The organism is Candidatus Frankia alpina, from assembly GCF_902806485.1.
Lineage (GTDB): Bacteria > Actinomycetota > Actinomycetes > Frankiales > Frankiaceae > Frankia > Frankia alpina.
Map to the genome: position 1 here is coordinate 1 of NZ_CADCWT010000493.1, position 1143 is coordinate 1143.

The window sequence follows — 1143 nt, forward strand, 5'->3', positions numbered from 1 at the left end:
CAGCGGTCGTCGTCGGCGGCACCCTGTTGGCGACGGGGGGCACCTCGTTCGCCGCGAGCGACTACGTCGGCCGCTCTGGAGGGGGCGAAGAGGCCGCGTTTGGCTTCGGCGAGGGCGACACTACTGCAGCGGCAGAGAGAGCCGCCAAGGTCGACGCGGCAGATGGGTGTAGGACGAAGGCGGCCAACGGTGCTTTCGCCGACTGGCAGGTCGTAGGCAGCCCCTGGTCGTCCGTCGTCCTCGGCGAATGTAGTGCAAACGTCGACGCCGGCACCCGGCTCGCAACGGGGGGCACCTCGTTCGCTGCGAGCGACCACTCCGACCACTCCGGAAGGGTCGGAGTGAGCGTGCTCGGCTTCGCCCTAGAGAAGGACACCGCCGCGCTGGCGGAGACGGCTGCCAAGGTCGACGCGGCGACGCATTGCGAGACGAAGGCGGCTAAAGGTGCTTTCGCCGACTGGCAGTACGCAAACGGGTCATGGTCGTCCATCCTCAACGGCGAGTGCAGCGCAAAGTAACAGAGCGGGTTATATAAGTGACCACATCGGCGATCTTGCTTGATTGATCTTGTTGGCCGTCTGACGCCCCGCCCCGCCGGGCCTAGCCCGGCGGGGCGTTGGCATGTCTCCCGCCAGACCCAGCCGGGAGAAGAACTGGATGTCCGCGGGGGGTCCGGCGGGGCCTCCGAGCCGGGTTGCAGCGGGCCGGAAATCGGGGTTCCTCGCGCGCGCACGCGTAGGGCCCCCTCCGGCCCCCTGGCTGCAACCTGCAACCGTGCAGTCAGAGGCGGTTGCAGGGGGTGGTTGCAGGGGTCAACCAGCCAGCCCGGGTGCAACCAGTGCAACCGGCGGCTGCAACCACCCCCGCACAGACCCCGCAAACTCCCTCCGCAGCGGCCCCCGTGCGGGTGTGGCGGGCGATGTCCAGCACGGCGGTGACGGTCCTCGACGGCCTGTCCCCGACGTGCGCCCCGTTCGCCGCCTGGTGGGACACCGAGACCGGGGAGGAGGTGCTGGTGGCGTTCGACGAGCGGATGCTGATCTCGGGGGCGTCGGGGTCGGGGAAGTCCTGGTCAATCCGGCCGTTGATGGCCACCGCTCACCTGCGCGGCGACCTGGTGTTCGTCGATGGCAAGGGTGAGGA

Annotated in this window: 2 protein-coding genes; both read left to right on the forward strand. The window is 69.2% G+C overall.

The window, feature by feature from the left end:
* The coding region (locus tag G6R25_RS24135; protein WP_163554671.1) for a hypothetical protein at window positions 1-518 on the forward strand (518 nt) is incomplete at its 5' end.
* Between the two features lie 401 nt (window positions 519-919).
* The coding region (locus G6R25_RS24140) for a hypothetical protein (RefSeq protein ID WP_205447438.1) at window positions 920-1143 on the forward strand (224 nt) is incomplete at its 3' end.